This is a genomic window from Amycolatopsis sp. NPDC059027 (assembly GCF_042739735.1).
Taxonomy (GTDB): domain Bacteria; phylum Actinomycetota; class Actinomycetes; order Mycobacteriales; family Pseudonocardiaceae; genus Amycolatopsis.
Map to the genome: position 1 here is coordinate 21,629 of NZ_JBHYIK010000100.1, position 4,336 is coordinate 25,964.

The following is a 4,336-nucleotide window of genomic DNA, read 5'->3' on the forward strand; positions in this document are numbered from 1 at the left end:
TGGGGGGTTTTTTTTTTTTTAATCCCCCCGCCCCGGGCGGTTCTTGCGGTGCGGCGGGGGGTAGTCCCGGCGGGCGCCGGCCTCTAACCCCCCCCTTCAGCGCGTCCGTTCGTGGAGCAGGAAAAGGGCGTAGGCGGCAAGGGACTGGGCGTCGGTGAGCTCGCCCGCGGCGATCATCTTCTCGACCTCTTCGCGATGGAACCAGGCCGTGCGCATGTCCTGTTCCTCGTGCTCGCGCTCGGGATCGCCTTCGGTGAGCCCGGTCGCCAGGTAGACGTCGCCGCGCTGGCTGGACGTCCCGGGGGCGAGGTCGATCCGGCCCAGGTGGGTGAGCGTCTCCGCGGTCAGCCCGGTTTCCTCGCGCAGTTCGCGGGCGGCCAGCTCCAGCCGGGGCATCTCGGCGAGGTCGGGGGCGGTTCCCTGCGGGAACTCCCAGCGGCGCAGGCCGATCGGATAACGGAACTGCTCGACCAGGTGCAGCCGTTCGCCGTCGAACGGGATGACGAGAGCGAAGGTCGGTTTGTCGACAACGCCGTAGATGCCGGGGCTGCCGTCCGGTCGCCGGATCATGTCCTCGCGCACGGTCATCCAATTGTTCCGGTACACCTCGCGGGACGCGACACGCTGAATGGGGTCCACTCACCCAGTATCACCGAGCCTGTCCTACCCTCGGCGGGTGCGTCTCGTGATCGCTCGCTGCCAGGTCGACTACGCCGGCAGGCTGACAGCCCATCTGCCCATGGCCACCCGGCTGCTGCTCGTCAAGGCCGACGGTTCGGTGTCGGTGCACTCCGACGACCGCGCCTACAAGCCGTTGAACTGGATGAGTCCGCCGTGCTGGCTGATCGAGGACGGCAAGCTCTGGATCGTCGAGAACAAGCAGGGCGAGAAGCTCGTCATCAGCATCGACGAGATCTACCACGACCACGTCCAGGAACTCGGCGCCGAACCGGGGCTGCAGAAGGACGGCGTCGAGGCGCACCTGCAGGAACTGCTCGCCGAGCACATCACGACTCTCGGCGAAGGACACACGCTGGTGCGGCGCGAGTTCCCGACCGCGATCGGGCCGGTCGACATCATGGCGCGCGACGCGGACGGCCGCAGCGTCGCCGTCGAGATCAAGCGGCGGGGCGAGATCGACGGCGTCGAGCAGCTGACCCGCTACCTCGAACTGCTCAACCGCGATCCGCTGCTGGCGCCGGTGCAGGGCGTGTTCGCCGCGCAGATCATCAAGCCGCAGGCCCGCACGCTCGCCGAGGACCGCGGCATCCGCTGCCTGACCCTGGACTACGACGCGTTGCGCGGCATCGAATCCGACGAATTCCGCCTCTTCTGAGCGTCAGGGCAGCGAGTCCGGCAGCCCGAACGCCGGGAAGTGCTCGGCGCCGACGAACGAGGTGACGTCGGCGATGCGCCCGTCGCGCAGCGTCAGGACGTTGATCGACCACGGCAGGTGCGGCGCGTCGGCGTGCTCGCCGAGGTAACAGGCCACGGCGGGCTGGCCGTTGGCGCTGGTGCTCAGGTGCCGCCAGCTGGGGCAGCGGGTCAGCGGGATCTCGACGGCGAAGTCCATGACGGCTTCGATGCCGCGGTACCAGTGCCGCAGCGGCGGCATCGACCAGGTGACGTCCTCGGTGAGCAGCGCGACCAGCGCGTCGGCGTCGCCTCGTTCCAGCGCACCGGCGTATCCGGTGACGATCTCCCGGACGCGGGTGTCGTCGATTTCGCGCAGTGCCCGCTGTTGGGTACGGGCTGGGACCTTTTCGGCGACGATCTTGCGCGCGCGTTGCAGCGCGCTGTTCACCGACGCGGTGGACGTCGCCATCGTGTCGGCGATTTCGGCGGCGGAGAAGCCGAGGACGTCGAAAAGCAGGAGTGCCGCGCGCTGGTTGCCCGGCAGGTGCTGGCAGGCGGCGACGAAGGCGAGTTCGACGGCTTCGCGTTGTTCGTACCGGGCGTCCGCGCCACCCGTCAGCCCCGCGTCGGGATAAGGACCGAGCCACGCGACGTCGTTCAGCGGGGCGTTGTCGAGGACGGCGCGGTCGCTGGACGGGCCGAGGTCGATGGGCAGCGCCCGCCGCCCGCGGCTCTCGACCAGATCGAGGCACGTCCGGGTGGTGACGGTGTAGAGCCACGACCGCAGCGAGCTGCGGCCCTCGAAACGCGCCAGTCCCCGCCAGGCTCGCACGAGCGCGTCCTGCAGCGCGTCGTCCGCGTCGTGCACGGAGCCGAGCATGCGGTAACAGTGCGCGTGTAGTTCGCCGCGCAACGGCTCGACGAGACGGGTGAACGCGTCGTCGTCGCCTTCGCGAGCACGAGCCAGATCGGGGTCCCCGACGGTCTGCGAAGAAATTTCGCTCACAAGCGATGATTCTGCCCCAGTGCGGGAGTCACTTACCGGTGAACACGCATTCCAGGCGCTTGACCAGGAGGATTCCATGACCGCCACTCCCACCGTCACCACGGCGACGCTCCGGGTTCCCGACGCGCGGCTGCACTACGAACTGCGCGGCGAAGGCCCGCTCGTGGTGCTCGTCGGGGCGCCGATGGACGCCCGGTCGTTCGCGCCGCTGGCCGATCTGCTCGCCACCGACTACACCGTGCTCACCACGGACCCGCGCGGCATCTTCCGCAGCACGGTCGACGACCGTGAGCAGGACTCGACGCCCGAGATGCGCGCGGACGACCTCGCGCGGCTCATCGCCCACGTCGACGCCGGCCCGGCCACCGTGCTCGGCTCCAGCGGCGGCGCCGTCAGCGCGCTGGCTCTCGTGCAAGGCCATCCCGAACGCGTCCGGACGGTCATCGCGCACGAACCGCCGTCGCTCGGCCTGCTCGACGACCGCGAGCAGCTGTACGCGGGGTCCGAGGAGATCATCGACACCTACCTCGCGGGCGACCCCGTCGGTGCGATGCGGAAGTTCCTCGCACAGGCGAACATCGTCATGCCGGAGCCGGTGTTCCAGCAGGTCTTCGGCGGCGAACGCGACGCGCAGCAGATCGCGGACGACGACTTCCAGTACCAGCACATGATGCGTCCCACCGTGCGCTGGCAGCCGGATCTCGCCGCGCTGCGCGCGACCGCGGTCCGGATCGTGGTCGGCATCGGCGAGGAGTCGGGTGGCCAGGTCTGCGAGCGCACCTCGGAAGCGCTGGCCGCCGGGCTCGGCATCGAGCCCACGAGGTTTCCCGGTGACCACATCGGTTTCGCCGAGGATCCCGCTGCGTTCGCGACCCGGCTGCGCGCGGTACTGAGCGGGAACTGACGAACCTGCCCGGAGTGTCCACAGTGGATACTCCGGGCACGCTCATCGCGTTGTGCTCAGCCGAAGACGTCCTGATGTAGCCGGACGAAGTCGGCGAAGCCGAGCGCCTGATGGCCGGTGAGGTCGGGCACGGTGGAGGTGACCGTGTCCGCGCCGCCGTCCCGGTAGGCGCGGGCGACCTCGATCAGCGCGTCGACCTGGAATTCGGGCATTCCACGGCTCAGCATCCCGGCGCGGGCCTCGTCGTCCGAGAGGCCGACGTAGCGCACCGGCCTGCCGAGGACCTCGGAGAAGACCGACGCGGCCTCGTCGTACGTCAGCGCTCGCGGCCCGGTGATGTCGTAGACGCGGCCGTCGTGCCCTTCGGAGGTGAGCACCCGCGCCGCGACCTCGGCGATGTCGCCGACGTCGACGAAGCTGATCGGCGCGGCGACCAGTGGCTGGCTGAACACGCCCGCTTCCCGGATCGACGGCTGGCGCAGGAAGTTCTGCAGGTAGAAGTTGGGCCGCAGGAACGTCCACGGCAGCCCGGACTCGCGGAGCGCCCGCTCGGCGGGCCAGTGCAGGTGGGCGATCGGCGTGAGCAGTTCGTCGGCTCGCCAGACGGACAGCTTGACGACGCGTACGCCCGCCGCGCGGGCCGCCTCGACCACGGCGAGTTCGTGCGCCGTCTGCTCCGGGCCGGTCGCGGCGAGCAGGAACACGGCGCGGACACCCGCGAACGCGGGTCCGAGAGTGGCGGGCACCGCCAGGTCGACGGTCACCGCATCCTGCCCGGACCGGATCGCCGCGTCGGTCTTGCGCGGATCGCGGTAGGCGGCGCGCGTGGCCACCCCGTCGGCTTTCAGGCGCGTCAGCAGTGCGGTTCCCACGTTCCCGCCCGCGCCGGTCACCAGAATCATCGTCATCTCCCCAGGTTGTGGCCCTGAGTCTGCCAGAAACCGGGGAACGTCCGGCACGATTTCGCCTGTGCGTTCGCGGGTCTCGCGTCGTGAGCCGTGAGTGCCACATCGGTTCCGCAACCGGGTCGCGCACGGGGATCCACCGGTGTTCGGATGAGGCCAGCACGG

Annotated in this window: 5 protein-coding genes; 2 read left to right on the forward strand and 3 right to left on the reverse strand. The window is 69.9% G+C overall.

The window, feature by feature from the left end; all coding sequences use genetic code 11:
- Positions 1–96: 96 nt before the first annotated feature.
- Positions 97–639 carry an NUDIX domain-containing protein gene (locus ACFWY9_RS41080; protein WP_378330377.1) on the reverse strand — a complete coding sequence of 181 codons (543 nt, stop codon included), beginning with the start codon at positions 637–639 and terminating at the stop codon, positions 97–99.
- A gap of 37 nt (positions 640–676) precedes the next feature.
- On the opposite strand from ACFWY9_RS41080, the gene nucS reads away from it, so the two are divergent.
- Positions 677–1,336 carry an endonuclease NucS gene (nucS, locus tag ACFWY9_RS41085; RefSeq protein ID WP_378330376.1) on the forward strand — a complete coding sequence of 220 codons (660 nt, stop codon included), beginning with the start codon at positions 677–679 and terminating at the stop codon, positions 1,334–1,336.
- Positions 1,337–1,339: 3 nt separating this feature from the next.
- On the opposite strand, the gene ACFWY9_RS41090 is transcribed toward nucS, so the two are convergent.
- On the reverse strand, positions 1,340–2,362 hold the full coding sequence (locus ACFWY9_RS41090; protein WP_378330375.1) for a sigma-70 family RNA polymerase sigma factor: 1,023 nt from the start codon (positions 2,360–2,362) through the stop codon (positions 1,340–1,342).
- Positions 2,363–2,438: 76 nt separating this feature from the next.
- Between ACFWY9_RS41090 and ACFWY9_RS41095 the strand changes: the two genes are divergently transcribed.
- On the forward strand, positions 2,439–3,266 hold the full coding sequence (locus ACFWY9_RS41095) for an alpha/beta fold hydrolase (protein WP_378330374.1): 828 nt from the start codon (positions 2,439–2,441) through the stop codon (positions 3,264–3,266).
- A 56-nt stretch (positions 3,267–3,322) separates the two neighbouring features.
- Here ACFWY9_RS41095 and ACFWY9_RS41100 read toward each other — a convergent pair whose 3' ends face one another.
- Positions 3,323–4,174 (reverse strand): SDR family oxidoreductase, encoded by an 852-nt coding sequence (locus ACFWY9_RS41100; protein ID WP_378330373.1) that lies wholly within the window; start codon positions 4,172–4,174, stop codon positions 3,323–3,325.
- Between the last annotated feature and the right edge of the window lie 162 nt (positions 4,175–4,336).